Raw genomic sequence first — 1,258 nt, forward strand, 5'->3', positions numbered from 1 at the left:
TCTCACACCACCGTACGTACGGACCCGTATACGGCGGTTCATTAATTAGGCATTTGAATAAGCTTGAGTGTATTGGTCATATTTATTAGGCCAAGAGACTCGAGCTTTTCGTTTTTCAAAGTAACCATTAGCGTCTTACTATGCGCTGTTCGCCAGTAACCCTTTCGGGTATTGGCGTCCAGCCAAGCCCACTTTCTAGGCCTACCAAGTTTCATTAGGTTCCTAAACTTGGTTTTTACATTCTTCCACAACTTCCAGATATACTGCCTGATTCGAGAACGGAGTCGCTGGTCCTCTTTCTTTATGAAAGACTTAATCCTAGCAATTCCATAGTAGTTTAGCCAGCCAATTACTTTCTGCCTGATTTCCTTGAACATCTGTTCAAGGCTTATACCTCGATTTCTTTTCGTAATCTTTGTTAGCGACCGTTTGAATCTCTTTGCCGATTGCTTACTAAGACGTGCATATGCACCTTCTTTGGCATTTCCAATCGAGAATCCCAGAAATTTCATTTTTGTAGGAAGACCAACTTTGGTCTTTTTACGATTAACAGTTACTTTTAAATCCTTTTCAAGAAACTTAGTAATACTATCAAGGACTCTATATCCAGCTCGTTCACTTTTGACATATATATTACAGTCATCGGCGTAGCGGACAAACTTGTGTCCGCGAGCAGTTAAGACCTTATCGAGCTCATTCAGGTAAATATTAGCCAGTAATGGAGAAAGGTTACCGCCTTGTGGCGTACCTTTTTCGGACTTCTGAAATATACCTCTGTCCATTATTCCACTGGTAAGGAATTTACGAATCATTTTCAGTAGCCACTCATCATCAATATATTGTTTGATAAATTTCATCAATAAATCATGGTCTACCGTATCGAAGTAGGACTTAAGGTCAAGGTCTATCGCAAAGCGATAACCTTGGTCATAAAATTTAATGACGCGTTTTATTGCATCATGTGTACTTCGATCTGGTCTAAATCCAAAACTATTGTCAGAGAATATTGTCTCAAATACTGGTGTCATTACCTGCGCAATGGCTTGTTGTACCATACGGTCAAGTACCGTTGGTACTCCCAGTTTTCGCTTAGAGCCGTCAGGCTTGGGTATTTCTACCCGTCTTACTGGCTTTGGCTTGTAGGATAGGTCATATAATGAATTCATCAATTGGGGTTTAACGTCCAATATATAGTCATGCAGTTCGTCAACGGTTATACCATCGACGCCACTTGCGCCATGATTCTCTACAACTTTCA

Annotated in this window: 1 protein-coding gene; it reads right to left on the reverse strand. The window is 40.5% G+C overall.

Going from position 1 to position 1,258, the window contains the following annotated elements:
* Nucleotides 1–41: 41 nt before the first annotated feature.
* On the reverse strand, nt 42–1,258 hold a 1,217-nt coding region (gene ltrA, locus FD31_RS13750; RefSeq protein WP_057893329.1), incomplete at its 5' end, for a group II intron reverse transcriptase/maturase.

This window comes from Companilactobacillus nantensis DSM 16982 (genome assembly GCF_001435815.1).
GTDB classification, from domain to species: domain Bacteria; phylum Bacillota; class Bacilli; order Lactobacillales; family Lactobacillaceae; genus Companilactobacillus; species Companilactobacillus nantensis.